The sequence below is a fragment of the Thiemannella venezuelensis genome, assembly GCF_014203605.1.
Classification (GTDB): Bacteria; Actinomycetota; Actinomycetes; order Streptosporangiales; family Streptosporangiaceae; genus Planomonospora_A; species Planomonospora_A venezuelensis.
Map to the genome: position 1 here is coordinate 278,984 of NZ_JACHJJ010000006.1, position 24,810 is coordinate 303,793.

General features: G+C 74.6%; 19 protein-coding genes. 10 read left to right on the forward strand and 9 right to left on the reverse strand.

The annotated features are described in order from the left end of the window. Window positions 1-30: 30 nt before the first annotated feature. Complete coding sequence (locus FHS22_RS12325) at window positions 31-657, forward strand: TetR/AcrR family transcriptional regulator (protein WP_184941176.1); 627 nt, start codon at window positions 31-33, stop codon at window positions 655-657. Between the two features lie 75 nt (window positions 658-732). Here FHS22_RS12325 and FHS22_RS12330 read toward each other — a convergent pair whose 3' ends face one another. Beyond that, window positions 733-1,998, reverse strand: a complete 1,266-nt coding sequence (locus FHS22_RS12330) for a GAF domain-containing sensor histidine kinase (RefSeq protein ID WP_184941178.1) — start codon at window positions 1,996-1,998, stop codon at window positions 733-735. Between the two features lie 55 nt (window positions 1,999-2,053). Beyond that, window positions 2,054-2,713 (reverse strand): response regulator, encoded by a 660-nt coding sequence (locus FHS22_RS12335; RefSeq protein ID WP_184941180.1) that lies wholly within the window; start codon window positions 2,711-2,713, stop codon window positions 2,054-2,056. 138 nt (window positions 2,714-2,851) lie between these two features. On the opposite strand from FHS22_RS12335, the gene FHS22_RS12340 reads away from it, so the two are divergent. Together FHS22_RS12340 and FHS22_RS12345 are read left to right on the forward strand one after the other, a co-directional pair. Next, a complete protein-coding gene (locus FHS22_RS12340) occupies window positions 2,852-3,793 on the forward strand; it encodes a phosphoribulokinase (RefSeq protein ID WP_338047725.1) in 942 nt (313 codons plus the stop codon). 65 nt (window positions 3,794-3,858) lie between these two features. Continuing rightward, window positions 3,859-4,041 carry a hypothetical protein gene (locus FHS22_RS12345; protein ID WP_184941182.1) on the forward strand — a complete coding sequence of 61 codons (183 nt, stop codon included), beginning with the start codon at window positions 3,859-3,861 and terminating at the stop codon, window positions 4,039-4,041. A 19-nt stretch (window positions 4,042-4,060) separates the two neighbouring features. Here FHS22_RS12345 and FHS22_RS12350 read toward each other — a convergent pair whose 3' ends face one another. Then, complete coding sequence (locus FHS22_RS12350) at window positions 4,061-4,642, reverse strand: hypothetical protein (protein WP_184941184.1); 582 nt, start codon at window positions 4,640-4,642, stop codon at window positions 4,061-4,063. Window positions 4,643-4,798: 156 nt separating this feature from the next. On the opposite strand from FHS22_RS12350, the gene FHS22_RS12355 reads away from it, so the two are divergent. The 3 genes from FHS22_RS12355 to FHS22_RS12365 all read left to right on the forward strand — a co-directional run bounded on the left by FHS22_RS12355 (window position 4,799) and on the right by FHS22_RS12365 (window position 7,462). Continuing rightward, complete coding sequence (locus FHS22_RS12355; protein WP_184941185.1) at window positions 4,799-5,698, forward strand: universal stress protein; 900 nt, start codon at window positions 4,799-4,801, stop codon at window positions 5,696-5,698. A 152-nt stretch (window positions 5,699-5,850) separates the two neighbouring features. Continuing rightward, entirely contained in the window at window positions 5,851-6,807 is a 957-nt protein-coding gene (locus FHS22_RS12360) for a TIGR03885 family FMN-dependent LLM class oxidoreductase (protein ID WP_184941188.1), read from the forward strand. 106 nt (window positions 6,808-6,913) lie between these two features. Further along, a complete protein-coding gene (locus FHS22_RS12365; RefSeq protein ID WP_184941189.1) occupies window positions 6,914-7,462 on the forward strand; it encodes an ATP-binding protein in 549 nt (182 codons plus the stop codon). 117 nt (window positions 7,463-7,579) lie between these two features. Here the strand turns inward: FHS22_RS12365 and FHS22_RS12370 are convergent, their stop codons facing one another. The 4 genes from FHS22_RS12370 to FHS22_RS12385 all read right to left on the reverse strand — a co-directional run bounded on the left by FHS22_RS12370 (window position 7,580) and on the right by FHS22_RS12385 (window position 12,192). Beyond that, entirely contained in the window at window positions 7,580-8,395 is an 816-nt protein-coding gene (locus tag FHS22_RS12370) for a maleylpyruvate isomerase N-terminal domain-containing protein (protein ID WP_184941191.1), read from the reverse strand. Window positions 8,396-8,502: 107 nt separating this feature from the next. Further along, window positions 8,503-10,287: a hypothetical protein gene (locus FHS22_RS12375; protein WP_184941193.1), complete on the reverse strand. Its 1,785-nt coding sequence runs from the start codon at window positions 10,285-10,287 to the stop codon at window positions 8,503-8,505. Continuing rightward, entirely contained in the window at window positions 10,272-11,027 is a 756-nt protein-coding gene (locus FHS22_RS12380; RefSeq protein ID WP_184941194.1) for an ABC transporter ATP-binding protein, read from the reverse strand. Before FHS22_RS12380 ends, FHS22_RS12375 begins: the two co-directional genes overlap by 16 nt. A 187-nt stretch (window positions 11,028-11,214) precedes the next feature. After that, window positions 11,215-12,192, reverse strand: a complete 978-nt coding sequence (locus FHS22_RS12385; protein ID WP_184941196.1) for an aldo/keto reductase — start codon at window positions 12,190-12,192, stop codon at window positions 11,215-11,217. 162 nt (window positions 12,193-12,354) lie between these two features. On the opposite strand from FHS22_RS12385, the gene FHS22_RS12390 reads away from it, so the two are divergent. Next, a complete protein-coding gene (locus tag FHS22_RS12390) occupies window positions 12,355-12,894 on the forward strand; it encodes a hypothetical protein (protein ID WP_184941198.1) in 540 nt (179 codons plus the stop codon). A 242-nt stretch (window positions 12,895-13,136) separates the two neighbouring features. Next, window positions 13,137-14,489 carry a PepSY-associated TM helix domain-containing protein gene (locus tag FHS22_RS12395; RefSeq protein WP_184941200.1) on the forward strand — a complete coding sequence of 451 codons (1,353 nt, stop codon included), beginning with the start codon at window positions 13,137-13,139 and terminating at the stop codon, window positions 14,487-14,489. Window positions 14,490-14,575: 86 nt separating this feature from the next. On the opposite strand, the gene FHS22_RS12400 is transcribed toward FHS22_RS12395, so the two are convergent. Then, a complete protein-coding gene (locus tag FHS22_RS12400; protein ID WP_184941202.1) occupies window positions 14,576-16,087 on the reverse strand; it encodes a golvesin C-terminal-like domain-containing protein in 1,512 nt (503 codons plus the stop codon). Window positions 16,088-16,351: 264 nt separating this feature from the next. On the opposite strand from FHS22_RS12400, the gene FHS22_RS12405 reads away from it, so the two are divergent. Together FHS22_RS12405 and pglW are read left to right on the forward strand one after the other, a co-directional pair. Beyond that, window positions 16,352-18,709 carry a hypothetical protein gene (locus FHS22_RS12405; RefSeq protein WP_184941203.1) on the forward strand — a complete coding sequence of 786 codons (2,358 nt, stop codon included), beginning with the start codon at window positions 16,352-16,354 and terminating at the stop codon, window positions 18,707-18,709. Between the two features lie 65 nt (window positions 18,710-18,774). Then, entirely contained in the window at window positions 18,775-22,947 is a 4,173-nt protein-coding gene (gene pglW / locus FHS22_RS12410; protein WP_184941205.1) for a BREX system serine/threonine kinase PglW, read from the forward strand. 21 nt (window positions 22,948-22,968) lie between these two features. Here pglW and FHS22_RS12415 read toward each other — a convergent pair whose 3' ends face one another. Next, on the reverse strand, window positions 22,969-24,600 hold the full coding sequence (locus FHS22_RS12415; RefSeq protein WP_184941207.1) for an integrase: 1,632 nt from the start codon (window positions 24,598-24,600) through the stop codon (window positions 22,969-22,971). Between the last annotated feature and the right edge of the window lie 210 nt (window positions 24,601-24,810).

Sequence of the window (24,810 nt, forward strand, 5' to 3'; positions counted from 1 at the left end):
CGTGGTCCAATCGGGCGGTAGGATCGGAACGTGCCGGAGGAACCCAAGACCGAGCGCGGACGGCGCACCAGGGAACGCATCGTGGCCGCCGCCGCGGGCCTCGTCGAGCGGCAGGGAGCCGAGGCCACCAGCCTCGACCAGGTCCTGGCCGAGGCCCGGGCCAGCAAGAGCCAGCTGTACCACTACTTCGCCGACAAGCACGCGCTGATCCGCGCGGTCATCGCCTGGCAGACCGCGACCGTCGTGGACGGCACGGCGGAGCAGCTCGCCGGGATCGACTCCTGGGACGGCCTCGACGCCTGGTTCGACACGCTCGTCGCGCACCAGCAGGCACTGGACTGCCGCGTCGGGTGCCCGATCGGATCGCTCGCCGCCGAACTCGCCGACACCGACGAAGCGGCCCGCCAGGACCTCGCCCGCTCCTTCGACACCTGGGCCGCGCAGCTTCGCGCGATGCTCGACCGGTTGCGCGACCGCGGCCTGATCCGGCCGGACGCCGACACGGCGGCGCTGGCCCAGTCCACCCTCGCCACCGTCCAGGGCGGGCTGCTGCTGGCCAAGACGAGCCGCGATCCGCAGCGGCTGCGCGCCGCCCTCACCGCCGCCGGCGGCTACCTGCGCTCGCTCGCGCCGCTCCCCGGCCGCGCCGCCCCCTGACACCCCGGTGCTCCGGACCGCAGGACCGCGGCGGGCCGCGCCGCCGGCCGCGTCGGCGGCGGGCGTCAGGGCTCCTCAGTGACGGGCGGCACTGGGACCGGCGGCACTGGGACCGGCGGCACCGTCCCCCGGCACCGGGATGACGACCCGGAGCAGGGTCCCGGCGCCCCGGCGGCTGTGCACCTCCAGCCGTCCGCCGAGCAGCTCGGCGCGCTCGCGCATGCCGCCCAGGCCGTACCCGGTGGGCGCGGGGCGCTCGGCCAGGCAGGAGGGGTCGAAGCCGACCCCGTCGTCCTCTATCTCCAGCTCGACGTTGCCGCTCCGTACGGCCAGGCTGATCAGGGCGGAGGCGGCGCCGGAGTGCTTGGCCACGTTGGACAGGGCCTCCTGGGCCACCCGGTAGATCGCGGTCTCGACATGCCCGGGGAGCCGGAGCGGGGCGAGGTCGGCCTCGACCGCCAGGGACGGGAACGACCGGGCCAGGCTGGCCAGGCTGGCGGGCAGGCCGAGGTCGTCGAGCACGGGGGGACGGAGGCCCTCGATCGCGGACCTGGTCTCGCGGAGCGCCTCGTCGGCCAGCGCCCGCGCCCGCCCGATCTGCTCCGCCGCCTCCCGCGGGCCGGTGGCGGTACGGCCGCCCGGCGGCGGGGTCTGCGGTGCGAGCGCGTCGAGGGCGGCGGACAGGTGGTAGGAGAGGCTGACGATGCGCTGGCTGATGCCGTCGTGGATCTCGCCGGCGAGGCGGCGGCGCTCGGCCTCCTGGGCGAGGACGACGCGCTCGGCGAACCGCTCCATGGCCTCCTCCCGCTCGGCCAGGCGGCGGTGCAGGCGGGCGTTCTCGATGGTTCCGGCGATCAGGCCGCCGACGGAGTGCAGGAGCTCGACGTCGGCGTAGCTGAACACCCGGTGGGCGCGGGTGTGCACGTTGAGGACGCCGACCAGGTGGCCGGGGCGGGTGGCGATCGGCACCGAGCACATCGAGGTGAAGTCCTCGCCGCGCAGTTCGGGGATGTACTTGTAGCGGGGGTCGGCGAGCTTGTCGTCGCCGATCACCACGGGCCGGCCGTGGGCCGCGACCCAGCCGGCAACTCCCTCGCCGAGGTCCAGCTCGATCCGGCCGGACAGCTCGTCGAAGGGCGGGGTGGCTCCGCGAAGGACGAGCCGCCGGCCGCTGTCGTCGAGGAGGTGGACGAAGCAGATGTCGGTCGCGGTCGTCTCGGTGATCAGCGCGGCGACGCCCTGCACGATCTCCCCGAGATCGAGCCCTGCGGAGATCGTCTCGATGATCCGGGAGAGCAGCCGGGCCTCCCGCTCCGGGTCCGTCAGCCCGAGCCGGCTCACGCGGACGCCTCCCGTCCCGGACGGCGCCCGGGGCGCCCCGCCGCCCGGGACGGGCTCACCGGAACACCCCCTCGCGCAGCGCGGTGGCCACCGCGGCGACCCGGTCCCCGACGCCGAGCTTGCGGTAGATGCCGCGGGTGTGGGTCTTGACGGTCTCCTCGCTGACCGTCAGCCGGGCGGCGATGCCCCTGTTGGTCAGGCCGGACACCATCAGCGCCAGGACCTCGCTCTCGCGCTGGGTGAGGCCGAGGTGGGCTCCCGGCCAGAACTCGCCGGCGTGCAGCCGGGCGGCGGACAGCGCGATGCGCCCGGCCAGCATCGGCGCGACCAGCACCTCCCCGGAGGCGATCCGCGCCAGCGAGGCGACCAGCTCCGCCCCGGTCACGTCCTTGAGCAGGAACCCCGACGCGCCCAGCCGCAGCGCCTGGTAGACGTACTGCTCGTCGTCGTAGACCGTCATGAAGACCACGCGGCAGGACGGCCGGGCGCGCAGGATCCCGGCGCAGGCGTCCAGGCCGCTCTCGCCGCGGAGCCGTACGTCCAGCAGGACCAGATCGGGTTCGTGGTCCAGGACGGCCCTGATCGCCCCGCCGGCGTCGTGCGCCTCCCCGACGATCCGCACCTGGTCCCGGTAGGACCGCAGCATGGCGCGGAGGCCGTCGTGGACCATCTGGTGGTCGTCGACGGTCACCAGTCGGAGAGGTGGGCTCCTCATACGTCCAAAGGTACGAAAAATCAGGGTATTTAAGGACCCCCTGATGCCTCCCCCGGTCGGGGGAGGGCGGTCCCCGGAACCCGGCATACCGTCCGGACGACACCCTTCGCATCGGAGTCCAGCGGAAGCGAGCCGCCCGTGCCCCCCAAGCTGACGCGGATCCGCCGGGCGGAATCCCCGCGCCCCGCCATGCTCGCCGTCGCCGGTGACAGCGCGGCGGGGAAGACGACCGTCACCCGGGGCCTGGCCGAGGCCCTGGGCGAGGACCGGAGCACCTCGGTCTGCGTGGACGGCTACCACCGCCACGACCGGCGGGAACGGCGCGGGCCGCCGGTCACCCCGCTCCACCCGGCGTGCGAGCACGCCGGGACCATGGAGCGGGACCTCCGGCTGCTCGCCATGGGCCGGCCGATCCCCGCACCCGCCTGCGGCCACCGCGACGGCCCTCCGGCCGGGTCCCGCCTGATCGAGCCGCGCGACCTGGTGATCGTGGAAGGGCTGCTCCCCTTCCGGACCAGGCCCGCCAGGGCGTGCTTCGACGTGACCGTCTACCTCGACCCGCCGGAGCCGGTCAGGCTCGGCTGGAAGGCCGCCAGGGACGCCGGGCGGCGCGGCCGGACCCGCGAGCGGGTCCTCGCCGGGATCGCCGGGCGCGAGGCGGACTCCGCCGTCCTCGTCCGTCCCCAGCGGCAGGAGGCGGACATCGTGGTCCGCTTCGAGCCCGCCGGGGGCCGCGGCGAGGCGCCGCTCTCGGTGACGCTGCTGCTGCGGCCCACGGTCCGGCATCCGGACCTCGCCCGGATCCTCGCCGGGACCACCGGTTCGGCGGCCCGCCTCGTGCCCGCCCGCGACTGCGACGGCACGCCGGTGGACGCCCTGCACGTCGACGGGGAGGCGGATCCGCTGGAGGCCGACGCGGTGGCCAGGGCGATCTGGTACGACCTCGGGGTGCCCGAGCCGCTGCCCGGCTGCCTCGGCCGCATGCCCGGCGGCTCGCGCAACGAGCCGCTCCGCATCACCCAGCTGGTCCTCCTGCATCACCTGATCCGCGCGGGCGTGTGGCGGGTTCCCGGCGAGTGACCCCCATATGGGCGAATTGTCCAATTTATGGTGGGTATGCGAAACCCTGAGGGAGGGGAGGAGCGATGACCGAGCAAGAGCAGGACGGCCTCGAAGCGCCCGAGAGCCGGGACGGTCTCCCGGTCGCCGGAGAGCGGCAGTCGCCGCTCGCGCAGTCACCCGACGCCGAGCCCGAGGGGGACGCCGAGCCCGGTGCCGAGCGCGACTGGCTGCCGCCGGAGGGCCAGTCGCCCGACGACATGGAGTGATCCGGGAATCCGGAGAGGGTCAGGCCTCCCAGTCGATGGCCACCTTCTCCGGGTCCTCGGCGGCGATCTTGACGGGGAGCCCGGTGCCGGGCAGGGTCCGGTGCAGGTGGGCGGCGGGCACGCGGTGGCCGAGCCGCGCCTCGTACGGCAGGCGCCCGCCGGCCGGCGTCACCAGCAGGACGAACCCCACGATCGGGTCGCCGTTCTCGGCGGTCATGCCGTCCATGCTGAAGGTGCCCAGCACCAGGGCCGTGCCCGGCACGCCCCGGGCGAGCAGGTCGGCCGCGGACAGGTGCTCGCCGACCACCGGCCTGCCGTACCCCGCTCCCGGCGACATGTCCTCGACCACGGTGAAGGATCCCCAGACGGGCATGCGGTCCCCGGCGAACCCGTCGAACAGGGACATCGCCCGGCTGACGGCCGCGGTGTTCACGGCCCACGCCGCGGCGAAGGAGCCCGCGAACATCACGATCATGCCCGAGGCGAAGGCCGGTACCGCCCATGGGGGCATGGGCCACATGGACAGCCCGGTGATCCCCGCGACGAGCAGTACGGCCCCGAACCCCCCGACGCCCAGTCCCAGCTTCCCCATCCGCCCCATCGGTGCTCCCCGTTCCTGCAAGTACGGCGTGCTGTCGTGACGCCTGAAGGAAATCGGAGATCGCTTTCACCCCGGTTGCATCCCGATTGCCAGCCTCTGCCCCTTCAGGCCCGGCACGGCCGGGATGGTGGCTTTCCTGCTGGGTATGGCCATCACATGAGACATGTGGTGGTGGGAGTGGACGGGTCCGCCGACAGCCTCCGGGCGGTGGAGTGGGCGGTGCGCGAGGCCGTACGGCGGGGCCTCCCGCTGCGCGTGGTGCACGCCGTGTACGCCTGGCTGCACTCACCGGCGGAGGCGGGGATCGAGGAGGTGCGCCAGTGGCTGCTCAACGGCGGCCGCGAGATCCTCGGCCAGGCCGTGGCGCACGCGCAGGAGTGCGAGCCCGGGGCGGAGGTCGCCGACGCCATCGTGACCGGTGACCCCGTCGGCGTGCTGGTCGCCGAGGCGGAGGACGCCGAGCTGCTCGTGGTCGCCGCGCGGGGCACGGGCCGGATCTCCGGCCTGCTGCTCGGCTCCGTGGCGCTGAAGATCGTCACCCAGTCTCCCTGCCCGGTGGTGGTGGTCCGCGGACCGGTGGAGCCGGAGAAGACGTTCGACGAGGTGGTGGTCGGGGTGGACGGCTCGCCGGCGAGCGCGGGGGCGCTGCGCTTCGCGGCGGCCGAGGCGTCGCTGCGCGGGGCCCGGCTCCGGGCGATCCTGGCGTGGAGCCTGGCCGCCCCGGCGGCCGAGACGATGCCGCCGATGCTCATCGAACTCGGTGAGATCGAGGCCGCCTGGACCCGCGTCCTCGACGAGGCGGTGCGCTCCGTGGAGAAGAGCCATCCGGAGCTCGAGGTCGTCCACCAGGTGGTGACCGGCCATCCGGTGCAGGCGCTCATCGACGCCTCGGAGGCGGCGGACCTGGTCGTGGTCGGCTCCCGGGGGCGGGGCGCGCTCGCCGGTTTCGTGCTCGGCTCGGTGAGTCACGGGGTGCTGCACCACTCCTGCTGCCCGGTGGCCGTGATCGGCTCGCACGTCCTCGCCGTCCGGCTGGAGGACGACCGGGCGGCGTGACCGGCGGGTTCCCGGTCCGGGAGCGGTGCCGGGCCCGCAGGAGCGCGGCTCCCCGGACCGGCGGGAGCCCCTCCGGCCGCCGGGCGCGATCCCGGCGGACGACGGGCGGGGTCCGCCTGTCTGGAGAGCCGTTCCACGGGTACCCGGTGGGTATGGCGATCTACGGTTTCCACTCCTCACACGAGCAGATCCACCCGGCCGAGCTGCTGAAGGCGGTCGTCCGGGCCGAGCAGGCGGGCTTCGCCGCGGCGATGTCCTCCGACCACTTCTCCCCGTGGAGCGCGCGGCAGGGCCACTCCGGGTTCGCCTGGTCCTGGCTGGGCGCGGCGCTGCAGGCCACGGAGCTGCCGTTCGGGGTGGTCAACGCCCCCGGGCAGCGCTACCACCCGGCGATCATCGCCCAGGCGATCGGCACCCTCGGCGCGATGTTCCCCGGCCGGTTCTGGGCCGCCCTCGGCACCGGGGAGGCGAGCAACGAGCACATCACCGGCGGGCGCTGGCCGCGCAAGGCCGTGCGGTCGGCCCGGCTGCGCGAGTGCGTCGACGTCATCCGGGCGCTGCTGGCGGGGGAGGAGGTGAGCCACGACGGCCTGGTGACCGTCGACCGGGCCCGGCTGTGGACCCGTCCGGAGGACCCGCCGGAGCTGATCGGCGCGGCGGTGAGCGCGGAGACCGCCCGGTGGTGCGCGGAGTGGGCCGACGGCCTGATCACCGTGAACGCGCCGGTCGAGACGTTGCGCGAGATCTCCGGGGCCTACCGGGAGGCGGGCGGACGGGGCAGGCTGGCGCTCCAGGTTCACCTCAGCTGGGCCGCCGACGACGAGACGGCCCTGGGGATCGCCTGTGACCAGTGGCGGAGCAACGTCTTCCGGCCGCCGGTCTGCTGGGATCTGGAGACGGCCGAGCTGTTCGACGCGGTCTCGGAGAACGTGCCGCCGTCCGCGGTGGCCGAGGCGGTCAACGTCTCCTCCGATCCCGGGTGGCACGCCGCCCGGCTGCACGAGTACGCCGAGCTGGGCTTCGAGGAGATCTACCTGCACCACGTGGGCCAGGAGCAGGAGGCGTTCGTCGACGTCTTCGGCGCGAAGGTGCTGCCGCAGTTGCGGTGATCCACCGGCTACCGGGAGGAGATGAAAGTTTCACGGGTGGTTCACGTGGTGGGTGGAATGTTCTACATTGGGATGTGGGAGCGCTCCCACGACCGAGGAGAATCCAGTGTCCCTCCAGCACGGCCCGCTCGCGGCCCCGCACCCCGGAACCCACGGGCGTCCCCGCTGCGCCGGGCACCTCGGTCACGCCGGACGCCTCCGGTCCCCCGAGTGCGTCGCCGGGCACGCGGGCCACGCCGCCGAGGGACTGCTGCCCGCCGTCCCGGCGAGCGTGCGCGAGGCCCGGTCACTGGTCCGCCGCAGGCTCGCCGAATGGGGAGCCGAGAGCCTGATAGACGACTGCGTGCTCGTCGTCAGCGAGCTGGTCACCAACGCGATCCGCCACGCGGGAGCCGCCTGCGCGCTCCGGCTGGGCGGTGGCGAGGGGCACGTGCACGGCGAGCTCTTCGACCCGGGCGCGGGCGCCCCCCGGATGCGCGGGGCCGGACCGGAGGCGACCGGAGGCAGGGGGCTGCAGATCGTCGACGCGCTCACCGCCGACTGGGGCGTCACCTGGCCGCCCTCCGGCGGCAAGATCATCTGGTTCGTCCTCGGCGCGGCCGTCCCCCACCAGCGCGTCCACGCCGCTCCCGCCGCCGGGCACGCCCGCCGCTGAGCACGCCCGCCGCGCGGTCCCGGCACCCGGCCGTCCGGGACGGCCTCTCCCGGCGGGGTCCGCCGGGTTCAGCCGATGGCGTCCGCAGGGAGGGGAACCCGTCCGCCCCGTCGGGCCTCAGCTCCAGGTGATCGCGGCCTTCTCCCGCCACAGGGCGAGCACGTCCCGGTCGCCCCGCACATCGAGGCCCTCGGCGTCCGCCCGGTTCCACAGCAGGAGGTACAGCCCGGCGGCGGGGCCCGAGACCACGCAGTCGGCGTCGTGCGCGCCCGGCGTGATCGTCCGGCCGCCGGGCTCCACCCGGATCGTCCAGGCGGTGGGGCGGTCGGTGGCCCGCACGGCCAGGCTGACCGGCGGGTCGGCGACCAGCCGGCCCCGGCGCCTGGCGAGGAAGCCGTCGAAGAGCTCGTCGACGCCGTCGGCGGCGAGGGCGGGGTCGACCGGCGCGCCGCCACCGGCGCCGCCCGGGGCGGTGCGGCCGGGAACGGTACCGCCGGGGGCCCCGGGCGGCAGGACTCCGGCGGCCGCGGACTCGGCGTCGATCCGGTGGACCGTGGTCTCGTGGGCCTGGCGGCGGGCCCAGAACGCCAGGGGAGTCGGCGCCCGGAGGAAGGTCCAGCACGTCACCGAGGGGTCGGCCTCCTCCAGCGTCCGCACCAGCGCGGCGTGGCCCGCACGGAACCAGTCGAGCAGCCCGTCGTCGCCCGGGGCGGTGAAGAACTGCGCCTGCTCGCCGTCCGTGAACGGCTCCGCCCGCGCGGCGGCGACGTGGGCGGCCGCCCAGCGGTGCACGCCGCCGGTGTGTCCGAGCAGGTCCCGCACCCGCCAGCCGGGGCAGGTCGGCACCGGAGCGTCCGGTCCGGCCAGGGCCGCCGCCTCCGCCAGCCGCAGCCCGGCGTCCCGCAGCGCGCTCACATGTTCTCTGATCTCCACGGTCGGATTGTCGCAGCCGCTCCGGCGCGGCGGTCGGCCGGGCGACCGGACCGGCCCCGCCGGAGCGGCCGGGCCGGGCAGAGGCCGCCGCACGCGCGGGGACGGGTTCAGGGCTTGCGGTGGCGGTAGGGGATCCACACCCCCAGGCCGTAGAGGCCGAGGCCGAGCAGGACCATGAAGGCGATCACCGGCCACTGGAACGCCTCGGGCAGGTGGAGCGCGAGGAACCAGCTCTTGCTCTCGACCTCGTTGACCTTGAAGAGGGCCGGGACGACCCCCTGCGGGAAGAGCGGGATCGCCCCGAAGGTCCAGCAGACGGCCATGATGATCCGCTCGCGCTTGGGCAGGTCGTCGAAGCGTGTCCAGCCGCCCGGCTCGGCGGGGGGCCGTTTGCCCGTGCGCATCAGCTGCAGCAGTTCGGGCCCGCGGTCGTGCAGCCGCCGCTGGGCGAGCAGGCCGAGCCCCCAGAGGAACAGCGCGCCGGTCAGCACGCCGACGGCCGCGCCCGCCCAGCCGTACAGCCAGACCGCCGCCGCGGCCGGGGCCCCGGTGAGCGCCACCAGCGCCAGCACGGCGTAGGCCATGCCGGTCATCGCGCCGTCGTCCTCGGTGAAGCGCAGCGGGTTGCCGCCGCGCCGGTGCGGGTCGGTGCCGGGGACGAGCGCGTAGACCGAGACCAGCGGCACGATCCCGGCGCCGCCGCCGAGCAGCGCGGCCGTGAGCGCGAGCACCATGGGGTCGGGGCCGCCCGCCACGGCGGAGAAGGCCAGGGTCAGCGCCACGGCGACCGGCCCGACGACCAGCAGCCAGGCCAGCTGCCTGCCCCGCACGTCGGCCGTGCCCGGGGCGACCAGGGTGAGCCAGAGCGCGGTGCCGTCGACGCCGTACATGTTGGCCGACATGGCGGCGGCCATCAGGACGAAGATCGGCCCGGCCCAGGGCAGCATGCCGTCCACGCCGAGGACGAGCGGGGCGGCGGCGAAGAACACGCCGTAGGCGAGGGCGAAGGTGAGCTGGTGGGTCCGGACCAGGTCACGCGACCAGATGCGCAGTTCCTTGGCGACCACCGCACCCGGCGCGGACGCGGCGGTGATGGGTCGCCGGCCCCGCGCCGACGCCCTGGCCGAGCCCGTGCGCCGGGTGAGCAGGGCCGCCCAGGCGGCCAGCAGCAGGGCGACGAGCAGCGCCAGCGCGCCCAGCGCGAGGCCCGCGCGGCCCCAGGACCCGGTCCCCGCGGCCTCGACCGCGGCCAGCCCCCACCCGGACGGCAGGTAGCGCAGCGCCGCCGAGGCCTCGGGTGTGATCCCACCCGCCTGGCCCAGCGCAACCGCGAAGACCCAGCCCTGGCCGAGGGCGGCCAGGATCGCGCCGTTGACGACGCCGGCGCCGACCGCGCCCACGCGCGAGCGCAGGGCGAGGCCCAGCACGGCCACCGCGACCCGGGAGAGCAGGACGAAGACCGCGAGCTGCAGGAACATCGCGGGAAGCGCCACCACGACGGCCACCGGGCTCTGCCGTACGCCGGCGACCGCGAGCCCGGCCAGGGCGAGCAGGCTGATCGCGGGGGCGACCCCGACGAAGGCCCCGACCAGCAGGCCCGCGGCCAGGCGGCGCGGGGGGAGGCCGAGGAGGGTGAAGTACTCGGGGCGGAGCGTCTCGTCGCCGCCCCCGGAGAAGACCGGGCCGAAGATCCAGCCGAGCATCCAGATCGCGTAGGCCGCGGCGAGCAGGTCGCCGCTCCGGAAGGCGGCGAACAGCGTGCCGCCCGCCAGCGCGAGCCCGAGCACGCCGCCGGTCAGGATGAGACCGGCCTTCTGGCCGCTCATCGAGTTGCGAAGTACGGCCAGCTTCATGCCGGCCATGGTCCCGGGGACGGTCAGCGCGACAGCCACGACAGCCCCTTGACCCCGGCGCCGGGCGTCCCGACGAGCTCGACGAAGGTGTCCTCCAGGGAGCGCTCGCCCCGGACCTCCTCCAGCGTCCCGGCGGCCGCCACCCGGCCGGCGTCGATCACGCCGACGTGGTCGCAGAGCTGCTCGACCAGCGCCATGACGTGGCTGGAGAGCACGATGGACCCGCCCCCGGCCACGAAGCCCCGCAGGATGGTCTTGATCGTGGCGGCCGAGACGGGGTCGACGGCCTCGAAGGGCTCGTCGAGCACGAGCAGCCGCGGGGCGTGCAGCAGCGCGACGGCCAGCCCGATCTTCTTGCGCATGCCCGTGGAGTACTCGATCACGAGGGTCTTCTCCGCCGCGTCGAGCTCCAGCACCGAGAGCAGCTCCTCCGCGCGCTCGGCGACGACCTCCCTGGGCAGGCCGCGCAGCAGGCCGAGGTAGGTCAGCACCTCGCGCCCGGTCAGCCGCTCCGGCATCGCCATGCCGTCGGGGAGCACGCCGACCATCGACAGGGCGCGGGACGGGTCGGACCAGACGTCGGCGCCGAAGATCCGGGCGCTGCCGCCGTCGGGGCGCAGCAGCCCGACGGCCATGGACAGGGTGGTGGTCTTGCCGGCGCCGTTCTGGCCGACCAGCCCGTAGAACGAGCCCTGGGGAACCGCCAGGTCGACGTGGTCGACCGCGATCTTCTCGCCGAAGGTCTTGGACAGGCCGGTGATCTCAAGTGCTGGGGTCACGGGGGTCTCCGGGCCGCGGACGTGCGGGCGTGCCGGGCCGAGTGGGGGGCAACGAGCGGACCAGGAGATTCGATCATGAAAAATGGCGTGCTGTCCATATCCACCCCCGGTGTCCCGGCCGTCCGCTTCCCGGCCGGCGCGCGGACGCCCGTGCCGGAAGCCAGCCGCGGGCACCCGCGCGCCGCCGTCACCAGCGGTGGTGGACCTGCGGGCGGATCAGCTCGTCGTAGACCTCCCGTACGGCGCGCAGCGACTCCTGCGGCAGCGGCTCCGCGGCGGCGGCCGCCGCGTTGGCGCGGGCCTGGCCGGGGTTGCGGGCACCGGGGATGACCACCGAGACGCCGGGCTGGTCGATGATCCAGCGCAGTGCGAACTGCGCCGTGGTCATGCCCTCGGGCACCAGCGGGGCCAGGCGGCGCACCGCTGCCAGGCCGGTGGTGTACTCGACGCCGGAGAAGGTCTCGCCCACGTCGAAGGCCTCGCCGTGCCGGTTGTAGGTGCGGTGGTCGTCGGCGGCGAAGACGGTGGACTCGTCGTACCTTCCGGACAGCAGGCCGCTGGCGAGCGGGACCCGGGCGATGATGCCGACCCCGGCCTCGGCCGCCGCCGGGAGCACCCGCTCCAGCGGCTTGAGCCGGAGGGCGTTGAGGATGATCTGCACGGTGGCCACCCCCGGCCGGGCGATGGCGGTCAGCGCCTCGTCGCAGGTCTCCACGCTCACCCCGTAGGCGGCCACCCGCCGCTCCTGGACCAGGGTGTCCAGGGCGTCGAAGACCGCGCCGGCGGAGTAGACCGGGGTGGGCGGGCAGTGCAGCTGCACCAGGTCGAGGGTGTCCACGCCCAGGTTGGCGCGGGACCGGTCCGTCCAGGCGCGGAAGTTGTCCAGGGTGTAGGCCGACGGCTCCTGGGGGACGCGGCGGCCCATCTTGGTGGCCACGGTCAGGCCGGGCCTGTCCTTGATCAACTGGCCGACGATCCGCTCGCTGCGGCCGTCGCCGTACACGTCGGCGGTGTCGATGAACGTCACGCCGGAGTCCACCGCGGCGGAGAGCACGGCCAGCGCCTCGTCCTCGCCGACCTCGCCCCAGTCGGCGCCCAGCTGCCAGGCGCCGAGTCCCACGACGCCGACCTTCTTACCAGTCCTGCCCAGTTTGCGCTGTTCCACGTGCCCGATCGTAGTCCGGCAGGCCGGACGGGACGGAGGCCGGGTCGATCGCCGGACCCGGCAGCGGACGCCGCCGCGCGGCCGGGCCGTACGGGTGAACCGCCTCCGGCAGGGGGGCTGACGGGTCTGGCGCGGCGGGCGATCTCTGTCATTATGAGGGGCATGTCTGCCCTCCGCCTCATGCGCGCCGCGGTGTTCGCGGTCGTCTGCGTGACGGCGTCGCTGGGCATGCACGTGCTGGCCGGCGGCTCCGCCGTCGACCCGGTGGTCCTGGCCGCCGCCGTGCCGCCGGTCCTGGCCGGGGCGTGCGTGCTGGCCCGGCGCCAGCGGGGCCTGGGCGCCCTGATGGGGGCGGCATTCGCCGCGCAGTACGGCCTGCACCACGCGTTCTCCGCGGCCGCCGCGCAGCCCCCGGTCCCCGGTCACGGACACGGGGGGCTGGCCGCGGACGTAGCCATGCTGCTGGCCCACACCGTGACGGCGCTGCTGTCGGCCTACTGGCTGGAGCGCGGGGAGACCGCGCTGGCCACGCTGCTGCGCCTGCTCGTCGCCTCCGTCCTCACCCTGCTCGTGCGGTGGGCGCCCGCGGCAGGGCGCGTCACCCCGCCGCCCGCCGAGCGGGACGGCCCCTCCTTCCTCTCCCGGCTGCTCGCCGCGGCCGTGTCCCGGCGCGGGCCGCCGGTGGGGTTCTCCGCCGCCTGATCCGGGCCGCCGCACGCGCCGACCGGGGTTCCGCCCCCGCCCGGCCCGAGCCCGCGCGCCCTTTGGCCGCCTTCCGCGCGGCCGCCGTCACCCGCCGCCTTCCGCGCGGCCGCCGCCACCCGCCGCGGTCCGACCGCCGTGCTCCCCGCACCGCCGGTCGCGGCTTTCCCGAACGGACGAACCCCACGCCGGAACGGCGCGTACCTCCTGACGAGTGCGCCGCTCCGTGAACGGAGAACCCCATGACGTCTGACGTCCGGATCCAGCCCGCCGTGGAGCCCTCCCGGCCCTCGACCCGGTCGGCGCTGCGCGCGCTGCTGCTGCGCCTGCACTTCTACGCGGGCATCCTCGTCGCGCCCTTCCTGCTCGTCGCGGCGACGACCGGCCTGCTGTACGCCGCCTCCTTCCAGATCGAGAAGGCCGTCCACTCCCACGAGCTCACCGTCGGCGCCGTGCCGCCCGGGCAGGAGCGGCTCCCGCTGTCGCGGCAGCTCGCCGCCGCCAGGGCCGCGCACCCGCAGGGCACGATCGGCGCCGTACGGCCCGCCGCCGAGCCGGAGGCGACCACCCGCGTCCTGCTGGATGTGCCGGACCTGCCGGAGAGCACCCGGCTGGCGGTCTTCGTCGACCCCTACACCGGCGAGGTCAGGGGAGCCCTGGAGAGCTACGGCAGCTCCGGCGCGCTCCCGGTGCGGGCCTGGATCTCCACCCTCCACCGCCACCTGCAGCTGGGCGAGGCGGGCCGCCTCTACAGCGAGCTGGCCGCCAGCTGGCTGTGGGTGGTCGCGCTCGGCGGGGTGGTGCTCTGGCTGAGCCACCGCCGCCGCGCGCTGAAGCCCGACCTGAAGGCCCGCGGCCTGCGGCGGACCCTGTCCTGGCACGGCTCGGTGGGGCTGTGGACCACGATCGGCCTGCTGTTCCTCTCGGCGACCGGGCTGACCTGGTCGGCGTACGCGGGCGGGAACATCGACAAGATCCAGACCGCGCTGGGCTGGACCACCCCGGCCCTGTCCGCCTCCGCCGGGGACCACTCGAGCCACGCCGGGCACTCCGGTGGCGCTCCCGCCGAGGCCGACGTGGACCGGATCACCCGGGCCGCGGCGGGCGCCGGGCTCTCCGGTCCGCTGGAGATCGCCTGGCCCGCCGAGCCCGGTGCCGCCTTCACGGTCAAGGAGATGGACCGCGAGTGGCCCCAGCGCAACGACCAGGTCGCGGTCGACGCGGCGAGCGGCCAGGTGGTCGGGGAGCTGCGGTTCGACGACTTCCCCCTCGTCGCCAAGCTCATCCGCTGGGGCATCGACGGGCACATGGGCGTGCTGTTCGGCCTGGCCAACCAGATCCTGCTGATGGCGCTGGCACTCGGCCTGATCTTCATGATCGTGTGGGGTTACCGGATGTGGTGGCAGCGCCGTCCGACCCGCGGCTTCGCCGCCCCCTACGAGCGCGGCGGCCTGCGGGCGGTTCCCCTGCCGGTGCTCCTGCCCGTCGGAGCGGCGACGGTCGCGGTCGGCGTGTTCGTCCCGCTGCTCGGCGTCTCCCTGCTCGCCTTCCTGGCCGTCGACGCGGTGCTCGGCAGGGTCAGGGCCTCGCGCTGATCCGGCGCCCCGGGGCCGCCGCGCCCCGGGGCGGCCCCGCCGCGCCCCGCCCGCCCCGGCGTGAGCGGGCGCGGGCCGTACGGGCGTCAGCCGCGGCTGATGCGGACGGCGTCCGCGATGACGTAGCCGGTGCCCGAGGTCTTCCGGCCGACGCCCACGGCGTCGTACGTCCCCGCCTTGAGCGTGAACGTGCCGAGGCTGCGCCAGACCCCGCCGCCCGAGCGCTGGTCGACGTAGACCGTCCTGCCGCCGCCGGAGGTCACGACGGTGTACGGCGCCGCGCTGCTGTATCCCGGATGCGCCGGATAGCGGACCTCGACCCGGTACCTGCCGGTGGCGGGGACCTTCATCCTGTACCAGGCGGGATCGGCGGTGGACGCCGGGACGGCGAACCGGTAGTCGGCCCCGAGGCGCTGGCCGGAGTAGGTGGAGACCTTCCAGTCCGCGCTCGCGGTGAACCGGCCGGCGGTGGCGTTGTCGGTGGTGGTCGACCACGCGGGCGTGGTCCCGGCGGTGACGTACTTCATGTACGTGGTCCAGTTCCAGTGCGGGCCCGGGTCGGTGTGGGTGGCCCCGGGCACCTCCTTGTGGGCGATGATGTGCTTGCGGTCCTTCGGGATGCCGTACTTCTCGCAGAGGTGGCGGGTCAGCGCGGCGGAGGCGCGGTACATCGCGTCGGTGAACCATGCGGCGTTGCCGACGTAGCCTTCGTGCTCGATGCCGATGGACCGGTGGTTGTAGTCGCTGTTGCCCGCGTGCCAGGCGACGTCCTTGTGGCGCACCATCTGGGTGACGGCGCCGTTCGACGACTTGATCACGTAGTGCGCCGAGACCTTGGCGGCGGGGTTCTGGAACCAGGAGATGGCGCCCGCGTACGAGCCCTGGGTGACGTGGACGACCACCTTGTCGATCTTCCGGCTCGACGGGCGGTCGGCGGTGGTGTAGTTGCTCGATCTCGCGGCCACCCAGGACGCGGACGGGTACTCGGCGCCGGGCGCCGCCGCCGCGCCGAGGTCGCGGGCCTGGGCGTAGCCTCCCCGGTCCGCGGTGACCACCTGCGGCGCGACCGTCACGCCGCGGGCGGTGAACCCGGTGCCGAGCAGCTCGTAGACGGCGTCGGCGTAGAGCCGGGCGGTCTCGGCGGAGGAGGCGTTGCCGTACCCGGCCACGGCCTGGTACCAGCGGCCCGGGTCCTTCCTGGCGGCCTCGTCGAGGCCCAGTCCGTCGGCGTGGGCGCGCAGCACCGCCGCGCCGCCGAGGATGTTCGACGCGGTGTCGGCGCGCAGCTTCCCGACCGGGAGCCCGGTGATCTCCGCGGCCTTCTCCAGCGCGTGCACGGTGGGGTTGCTGACCAGGTGCATCATGCCGTGGCCGCCGCTCGCGCTGGGCTCTCCGCCGTGGTCGTCGAGGCGGGTCTCGGCGTAGGCGAGGGCGGCGAGCAGGTCGCGGGGGACGCCGTACTCGGCTGCGGCGCGGTCGAACGCGGCGGGCAGGGACGGGTCCGGTTCCGGCTCCGCGAGGGCGGGCGGGCCGGCCAGGACCAGCAGGGCCGCGAGGGCGGAGGCGGCGAGAGCCGCCGGCCGTCTATGGGCGAACATTGCGGAGGTCTCCTTGTCCGGGGGGTGAGTGCAGAACGGTAGAGGAGCCCACCGAGATCATCGGTGAGGTTGTTACTACGGGTATGGGAGAAAATTTCCACTTGCTCCGAGACGGGTGATCCGTTCCCGGGGAGATCCCGTTCTGACCAGCGGCTTCCGGCGCGCCTCCGGCGGGAGGGCGGATGATCGAATCTGTCGGAGCGGCTCGCTAGGGTGAGCGGCGCTTCGTCCGATTTATCCTGTTCACCCCCCGAGGATGTCCCCGTGCGTCTCGTCCACCGCTACCGTTTCGGGCCGATCGCAGCGTTCGTCGCGGCCGGCTATGTGCTCACCCTCATCGTGGCCGCCGTCATCGCGCCGGCCGGCGGTGACGGGTTCCTCCGGCGGCTGGTGTTCCCCGCCGGCTGGTCGACGCCGGACGACGACCTGACGGGCTGGGCCGTGCTGCCCCTGGCCCTCGCCGGCGGGGTGCAGGGCTGGGCGCTCTGGCAGATCCTCCGCGGATGGGCGGCCGGGGAGCGGCCCCCGTCGGAGAGACGGGTCCGCCGGCTGCGCGGGCTGCTCTACGCCGACCTGCTCCTCGGCCTGACCCTCTCCCACCCCTTCGACCTGCTGGACATGTGGTGGGTGGACATCCTGTGGAGCCTCGGGCAACTGGCCATCGTCGTGCTGTTCCACCGGGTGCTGGCGGACGCCTCCCGGATGCTGAGGCTCACCGCGCTGGCGGCGGGGACGCTCACCACGGTGGCGTGGCAGGGCAGGGTGGTCTGCGGCGAGTTCGGCTTCGACGCCGCGGAGAGGATCTTCGACCTCGTCTCCCTGGACGGGCTGACCTGGGGGCTGTGGATGGTGACGCTCCTCGTCGCCCAGGCGGGGGACGGCCGGTGGGACAGGAGCACGGTGTGGATCGGGGCGACCGGTCTGGCGATGTCGTTGCTCGTCATGCCGGTGGTCTCCTCGGTGATCCTCTCCTCCTTCTCCTTCTCCGGGAACGGCCTCGCTCCGGCGCTGCTCTCCGGCCTCTACCTGGTGAGCAACCTGCTCATGCCCGTGTGGACGGCCCGGTCCGCCCACGACCTCGCGGGCACGCCCGCGGGAGCCGTACCGCGCCCGGAGCGACCGGCCCCGCTCCGGGCCCCGCTGGGGCCGTGGCCGCTCCCGGTCGCCGCCGTCCTGCTGCCGCTGCTGCCCGCGGCCGTCAACCTCGCCCACGGCGTCCCCTTCTGGCTCGGCCCGCAGGAGACGGTCGTCGAGCATCTCTCCGGTCCGCTCCCACGGCTCTGGCTGTGCGCCGACCTCCTCGCCGGAGCCGGCGGCCTCGGCGTCCTGGCCCTGGCCGCGGTGGTGCGCCGGACGCGCGGCCGGGTGCGGACGGCGGCGGGAGTCCTGCTCCTGGCCGCCGCGGCCGGGGCCGCCATGGTGCTGACCACCCCGGCGGCTCCGGCCGTTCCGGATCCCACCGGCTCCGGCGGGCCGAGCGTCAGCAACGTGATCTTCGGCTCCGGCGGTCCGGAGATGTACCCCGACTGGGTGTTCGCCCCCGGAGAGCAGGGCACCGAGGCCTTCCTCGGCATCTCACCGCTCTGGCACAGCGCCGCCTTCACCTTCTCCGCGCTCATCCTGCTCTTCCGGTACGGCCGGCGCCCGGCCCGGCGCTCGCCGTACCGGACGGCTCTGGCGGCCGCCGTGCCGGTCCTGGCGCTCGGCCTCCTGCCGGCGGCCGACCACGCGCGCGGCCCGCTGACCTCGAAGGAGGAGTGCGAACGGCTGCGCTCCACGAGCGGGCCGTACGGGCAGTACGTCGAGCCGCCCCCGCTCGGTCCGGAGCTGGCCTTCGTCTGCGACGTGCGCGCCTCCGAGGCCCTGCCGGGCACGCAGGACGAGCCCGACCCGGCGCTGGTGGCGTACGGGCGCCGGCTGTGCGGCGTCTACACGCGCGGCGAGGCGGGAGAGCTCGCCCGCGTCCGGGCCGCCGGAGGCGTCGACGTGCGCGGCCTGACCTACGTCATCGACGAGATCTGCCCGAGCGCCGACGAGGTCGTCAGGGCGGAGCAAGAGGAGGAGGAGCGCGAGCTCCAGGCGTGGGAGGCGGAGCAGCGGCGCATGTGCGACGAGGCGCCCCGGCACCGTCCCCGGATCAGGCCGGCGTCGGCGACGGTGGTCGGGGAACCCGTGTGGACCGACTACGGCGTCCTGGAGGCGTACGAGGAGGCCTCCGACAACGACCCCTTCGAGGACGGCCTGCTCGACCTCGCGCAGGAGAACGAGCTGACGGCCGCGCTCCCCGGCCACCTGATGGTCCTCGTCCACTCCGACGCGGTGACCTGCGTCACCACCGAGACCTACACCCGCCGCCCGCCCGTGGAGACCAAGGGCTGGCAGCACGTCGTCGAGGTCGGCTACCGCAGCCCGGGCGGCGAGATCGTGCTCGGGGACCCGATGGGCGGCTCCACGCTCCCCGACCTCGCGCTCCGCGGCAGGAGCGGCGACTACCGGATCCGCGTGCACTACGCCTGGCTCCCCTGGAAGGGCGAGAAGTACGGCGCGCAGCGCCTGCTGATCATGGCCTATCCCGGCCGCGGAGACGACGTCGTCGTCCACCGCGAGCGGACCAGGCCGTGATCCTGCCGGAGCCCCGCCGGGCCCGCGTCAATGACTAGACTCTGCGCCGAGGATCGGAGGGACGGGTGGATTCCGCAAGCACACGCTGGGTGGAGGTCGCGCCCTCCGCGCACGCCCACGAGCGGGGCGGGCTCGCCGCGATCCGGGCCGTTCTGCCCGACGAGGACCCCTACCGGGCGTGGAGCAACTTCAGCTTCACCACCCGCAGCGGCCGTCAGTACGAGGTCGACCTCCTGGTCATCGGCAAGGGCGGCATCTACCTCCTGGAGCTCAAGCACTGGTCCGGGCGGATCACCGGTGACCATCAGACCTGGTTGCACAACGGCACGGCAGAGGACCATCCCCGCATCCTCACCGACACCAAGGCCAAGCACTTCAAGCAGCTTCTCGAGGACGCGGGCGGGAAGGACCTGCCGTTCGTGCACGCGGGTGTGGTCCTGCACCAGCCGTCCACCGAGGTCAGGCTCACCGACCGGGGCGGGCACGGCGTCTACCGGATCGACGGCCGGGGTCCGGACGGCTTGGCCGAGCTGATCAAGGACCAGCTGGCCGTCACACCGAGGAACCCCCGCAACGCGGTCGACCGCAGGCGCTCGATCGAGCTGGCCAAGCTGATCGAGAGGGCGGGCGTCCGGCCGAGCGTCCGGCACCGCAAGGTCGGCAACCTGGAGCTGGCCGACAGCCCGCTGGCCGAGGGCCCCGGCTGGCAGGACTACCTGGCCCGGCACCCCCTGCTCGACGGCGTCCGGCGGGTCCGTTTCCACCTGGTCGACCGGAGCGTCTCCCAGGAGGAGCGCGCCGCGATCCTGCGGGCGGCCAAGCGCGAGTTCGTCACCCTGGAGAACGTCAACCACCCCGGCATCGCCCGCGCGATCGAGTTCGACGAGCACGAGCGCGGCCTCGCCGTCGTGTTCGAGCACGACGAGAGCGAGGTGCGGCTGGACCACTTCCTGCGGCAGAAGGCAGGAGAGCTCTCCCTGGACGCGCGGATCGACCTGGTCCGCACGCTGGCCAACACGCTGCGCTATGCCCACTCGCGGCGGCTGGTCCACCGCAGGCTCAGCCCGCTGTCCGTCTTCGTCCGCACCCTGGCCCAGGGCCGGTACGGCGTGCGGGTCCGCGACTGGCACACCGCCGGGCGCCCGCTGCCGGGCTCACCCGGGCACGGCAGCTACGCCGCGGGCACCCGCACGATGGAGGCGCTGACCGACCGGGCCGCACACGGGTACATCGCTCCCGAGACGTTCCGCGATCCCGACGCCGACTCGGTGCCGGCCGACGTCTTCGGGCTCGGCGCCGTCTCCTTCCTGATCTTCACGGACGTCGCCCCCGCGGGCACGGGCGAGGAGCTCCAGCAGCGGCTCACCCGCGAACGCGGTCTCGACGTCGGCGTCGAGCTGGACGGCGCCCCGCAGGCGATGATCGATCTGGTGCGGAACGCCACCGCCGGTGACGTCGACCTCCGTACGGAGTCGGCGGAGAGGTTCGCACAGGAGCTGGAGGCCCTGGTCCAGGAGATCCTTCTGCAGGAGGATCTCGCGCAGCAGGTCGATCCGCTGGACGCGGCCCCCGGCTCGGTGATCGGCACCAGGGAGCAGCCCGGCCGGTTCGAGGTGGTTCAGCGGCTCGGTCAGGGCTCCACCGCACTGGCGCTGCTCGTGAAGGACCCGCAGCACGGCCTGGCCGTGCTGAAGGTGGCACTGGATGAGGAGGGCGCGCGCCGGCGGCTGCTGGACGAGGCCGAGGTGCTCAAACTCGCCCGCGATCCGCGCATCGCCCGCGCCCTGGAGGGTCCGCTGGTCGCCGGTGGCCGTACGGCCCTGCTGCTGGAGGACGCCGGCCGGGAGAGCCTGGCCGCCGTGATCCGCCGGGAGGGGAGGCTCTCCCTCGACTTCCTCGCCCGCTGGGGCAAGGACCTGCTGGAGATCCTCGCCTCGCTGGACCTCGCCGGGATCAACCACCGCGACATCAAGCCCGACAACCTCGCCTTCCGCGAACAGGGCAAGAGCCGTGAGGTGCATCTCACGCTCTTCGACTTCTCGCTGTCGCGGGCGCCGCTGGAGCAGACCGGGGTCGGCACCCCGCCCTACCTCGACCCGTTCTTCGACCCCGTCCACCGGCCCCGCTACGACGCGGCGGCCGAGCGCTACGCGGCGGCGGTCACGCTGCACGAGATGGCCACGGGGAGGACTCCGTCCTACGGCGCCGGCGGCAGCCACCCCGCGGTGATCGACGGCGACGTCGCGATCGACCCGGACGCCTTCGAGCCGGGGCCCGCCCGCGACGCCCTCGTCGCGTTCCTGCGCTGTGCGCTCTCCCGGGACGTCAAGGCCCGGCACGACTCGATCGAGACCATGCGGATGGCTTGGCAGGCGGTCTGCGAGGCCATCCCTCCCGCCGCCGCCACGCCGACCAGCGTCAACCCGGTGACGGGAGAGGAACTCGACCAGGCGGCAAGTAAGGCGGGCCTCGACACGGCGATCGCCTCGGCCGGTCTCACTCCGCGGGCCGTCGACGCGCTGCACCGCATCGACGTCAGGACCGTCCGCGACCTGCTGGCCCGCTCGCCGTTCGAGCTCTCCCGCCTGTACGGCCTGGCGGACCCCACCAAGCGGGAGATCAGGCGCAGGGCCAAGCAGTGGCGCGGCCGGCTCCAGCCGGTCACCGACAGCCCGGGGGCGGCGGACCTCCAGGACGGCTCCGACCGGGGGATCGGCGCGGTCCTCGCCGCCCTGGTGCCGAAGAGCGTCCGCAAGGACTCCACGGAGGAACGGGTGCTCCGGCTCTACCTCGGGCTGGAGGACGGCACCCCCGACTGGCCGGGCAACGCCGAGCTGGCCCGGGCCGCCGGGGTCACCGCGGGCCGGGTCGGCCAGATCATCCCCACGGCGCGCAGGGGCTGGCGGTCGAAGCAGAGCCTCACCCAGGTCCGCGAGGAGATCGTCGAGATCGTCGGAGACGCCGGAGGGGTGATCGCCGCCACCGGCATCGCCGAGGCGCTGCTCGCCTCCCGCAGCCCCGGCGCGGTGGGGGAGCGGTGGATGCGCGGCGCGCTGGGCCTGGTGCGCGCGGCCGTCGAGGTCGAGGCCGAGCGCGGTGGAGCGGCCAGGCTCCTGCAGCGGCGCTCGCACCGCTCGGTGATCGTCGCGCTGGAGAAGCCCACCGACCCGGAGGCCGTGCCCGGCACGGACCTGCTGGACTACGCCGTACGGCTCGGCAAGGCCGCCGACCAGCTCGCCGCCGAGAGCCCGCTGCCCGGCGCCGCGCACACCGAGGCCAGGCTGCGTGCCGTACGGAGGCCGGAGGGGTGCGCGGAGCTGTCCGCCGAGCGGATGGCGCCGCTGGCCGCCGCCGCCTCGCGGACGGCCGCGGCCAACGGCCGGGGCGAGATCTACCCCGACGGGCTGGACCCTCGCCGGGCCCTGGAGCAGATGGCCTCCTCGCTCGGCGTGATCCGGCACGGCATGAACCCCGAGCAGCTCAAGGAGCGGGTGCGCGCCCGCTATCCGAAGGTCGGGGAGTTCCCGGAGGATCCGCCGGGGCGGGAGCCGCGCAGTCTCAACGCGCTCCTGAAGAAGGCGGGGGTCCCGCTCGTCTTCGAGAAGGGGACCTACGAGCCGCGCAAGGTGCAGGGCAACATCCTGCCCTCCTCCCGGAGCCGGGGGCTGACGAGCTTCAGCGGGAGCACGGACGGCAGGGAGTTCGCCGACTTCGAGCGGCGCATGGCGCTCGCCGCCCGCGAGCGAGGATTCGTCACGCTCAGCGTGGACTACCGCTTCTACACCGGCGCCGTCGCCGCGCTGAGCGCCCGCTTCGGCGCCGAAGTGCTCGACGTGACCGCGGAGCTGGTCACCGCGATGCGGGCGACCGCCGACAGCTTCAACGTCGACTGGTCGCTGGTGCTCCACTCCGACCGCCCCGACGCGGCCCCGCAGGACGCCGCGAACCTGCGCAGGCTGGTCGCGCTCGCGGCGGCGGACCTGGAGGAGCGCCTGGTCACCGGCCCGGAGCCGCTGCTGATCGTCGAGGCGGCGCCGCTGGCCCGCTACGACCGGCTCGGCGTGCTGGAGCGGCTGGCGGACAAGGCGACCGCCCGGCCCGCGGCCCGGTGGCTGCTGCTGCCCGTCGAGCGGGGCGGCGCGCCGTACATCGACGACCGGCCCGCCCCCGGCGCCCTCGATGCGCTGAGGGTCTCCACGAACTGGGTCGAGGCCCACCGCCACCTCGCGGCCTCGTGACCGGGCCGTCCGGGGACGGGCCTATTCGAGCAGATCGCAGAGGTCGGGGCCGAGGTCGTCGCCGACCATGCGCAGGGCGGTCTCGGCGCGGGAGGCGAGGGCGACCGGCCGGACCTTGGTGACCAGGTGCGCGTGGGTGAGCCGGTCCAGCGCCGCGCCCACGAGCGGGGCGGTCACGCGCAGGGCGGCGGGGAGCGCGACGCCTCCGGTGGAGCCGCCGTGCAGGACGATGTTGCGGCAGCGGTACATGCGGCGGAGCGACACCTCCACGTAGAAGCGCACCCGTTCCAGCACGCGCTGCTCGTCGGCGAACAGCTCACGCATGCGCAGGACGGAGGCGACGTCGCTGCCGGTCCGCCAGGAGCGGAGAAGCGGGAGGGCGCCCCTGCCGCGCAGCTCGGCGGAGACGACCGCCGCCCGTTCCCGGTTGGACCCGCACGCCGCCAGGCGTCCGGTGAGGTCGTCTCCCGTCACCTCGCGGATCCGGTAGGAGAGCGCGGTCAGCTCGGCCCGCGGCCACGAGCAGGCGACGAGCGCCGCGGCGCGGGCCGCCGCGACCACCTTCTCCCGCTCGTCGGGGTCGCGGGCCTCGGTGAGGAGCGACTCCAGCGCCGCCCACCCTCCGGCGAGCGCGGGCGCCAGCGGCCCGTGGTTGAGCGCGGAGGCGATCTCCAGGGCGTCGTCGACCGCGCTCCCGGTCTGCTCGCCGGAGTGCTGCACTTCGGCGCCGACCACGTAGAGCTGGCGCTCGGCGGCGAGGGAGAGGACCTGGGCGCCGCGGGCCGGCAGCAGCAGCGGGACGGGCTTGGCCTCACCGGTGACGTAGGCGTCGCCCAGCGGGGACATCGGGCCGCTGGCGGCGAACCGGGCGCGGGCCTGCATCCGCTCGACCAGGTCGGAGGCGACCTCCACCGCCCGTGCCGAGTCCCTGACCTTCACCGTGAAGGTCAGGGAGCCCACGATGTGCTCCGGCGGCTTGAGCCCCGTCCCGGCGATCAGCGCCTGCGTCTCGTCGGCGGTCCGCCAGTTCGCCAGGTGCCCGGCCAGCTCCTCATGCCGGTGCAGCGAGCGGAACGGGACGACCACGCTCCAGTCGCGCGGCGGCCGGGCGAGCAGGGCGGCGGCCTCGGCGACCAGGTCCGTGGCGGCGAGGCCGGAGCGCCCGTCGCGGAGCCACCGGTGCAGGCCGGAGAGGCTGTGCCCGCTGTCGAGCAGGTGCGCGGTGACGGCCCTGGCGACCCGTTCGGGCCGGGGCGGCTGCTCGGCGGCGGCGCAGGCGGCCCAGCGGTCGAGATAGCCGGGGCGGGCCAGGTCGATGAGGTGGCGCAGCTTGCGGCGCCCGTCGCTGGCGAGCGTCAGCGTGGTTTTGAGGGACTCCTGCAGCTGGCGGCGGTAGACCTTGGAGCCGAGCGCGGGGTCGTCGCCGAGCAGGCGCTCCAGGGCGTGGCGCTGCCAGTCCACCGCGGTCTGCGACAGGACCCTGCGGTCGACCCAGACTCCGGCCTCGTGCAGCTCCTCCAGGGCGAGGAAGGAACCCAGGTCCCAGAGCCGGACGTGCCACGGCGAGCCTGTCCGGGTGAAGTCGAGCAGGCGCGTCGCGATGTGCCGGGAGTAGGAGGACCGGGGGTCGCGACCTGGGTGGGGGTCGGGCATGGCGAAGAGACCTCGGGGGAAGACGGGGAAGAAAAAGAGGGCGCGGTCCGGGGACCGCGCCCTCGGGGGCATCTGCCCCTGTGAAGCGTGTGCTCGCTTGCGCGACTCCTCGACTATACCCCGATCTTCCGGCGGCCGAGCGTGGTTTTTCGGTAAAGCCCGGTCGCGGTCGGGCCGTCCGCGGCTCACGGCCGGTTGAGTCGGGTGGAA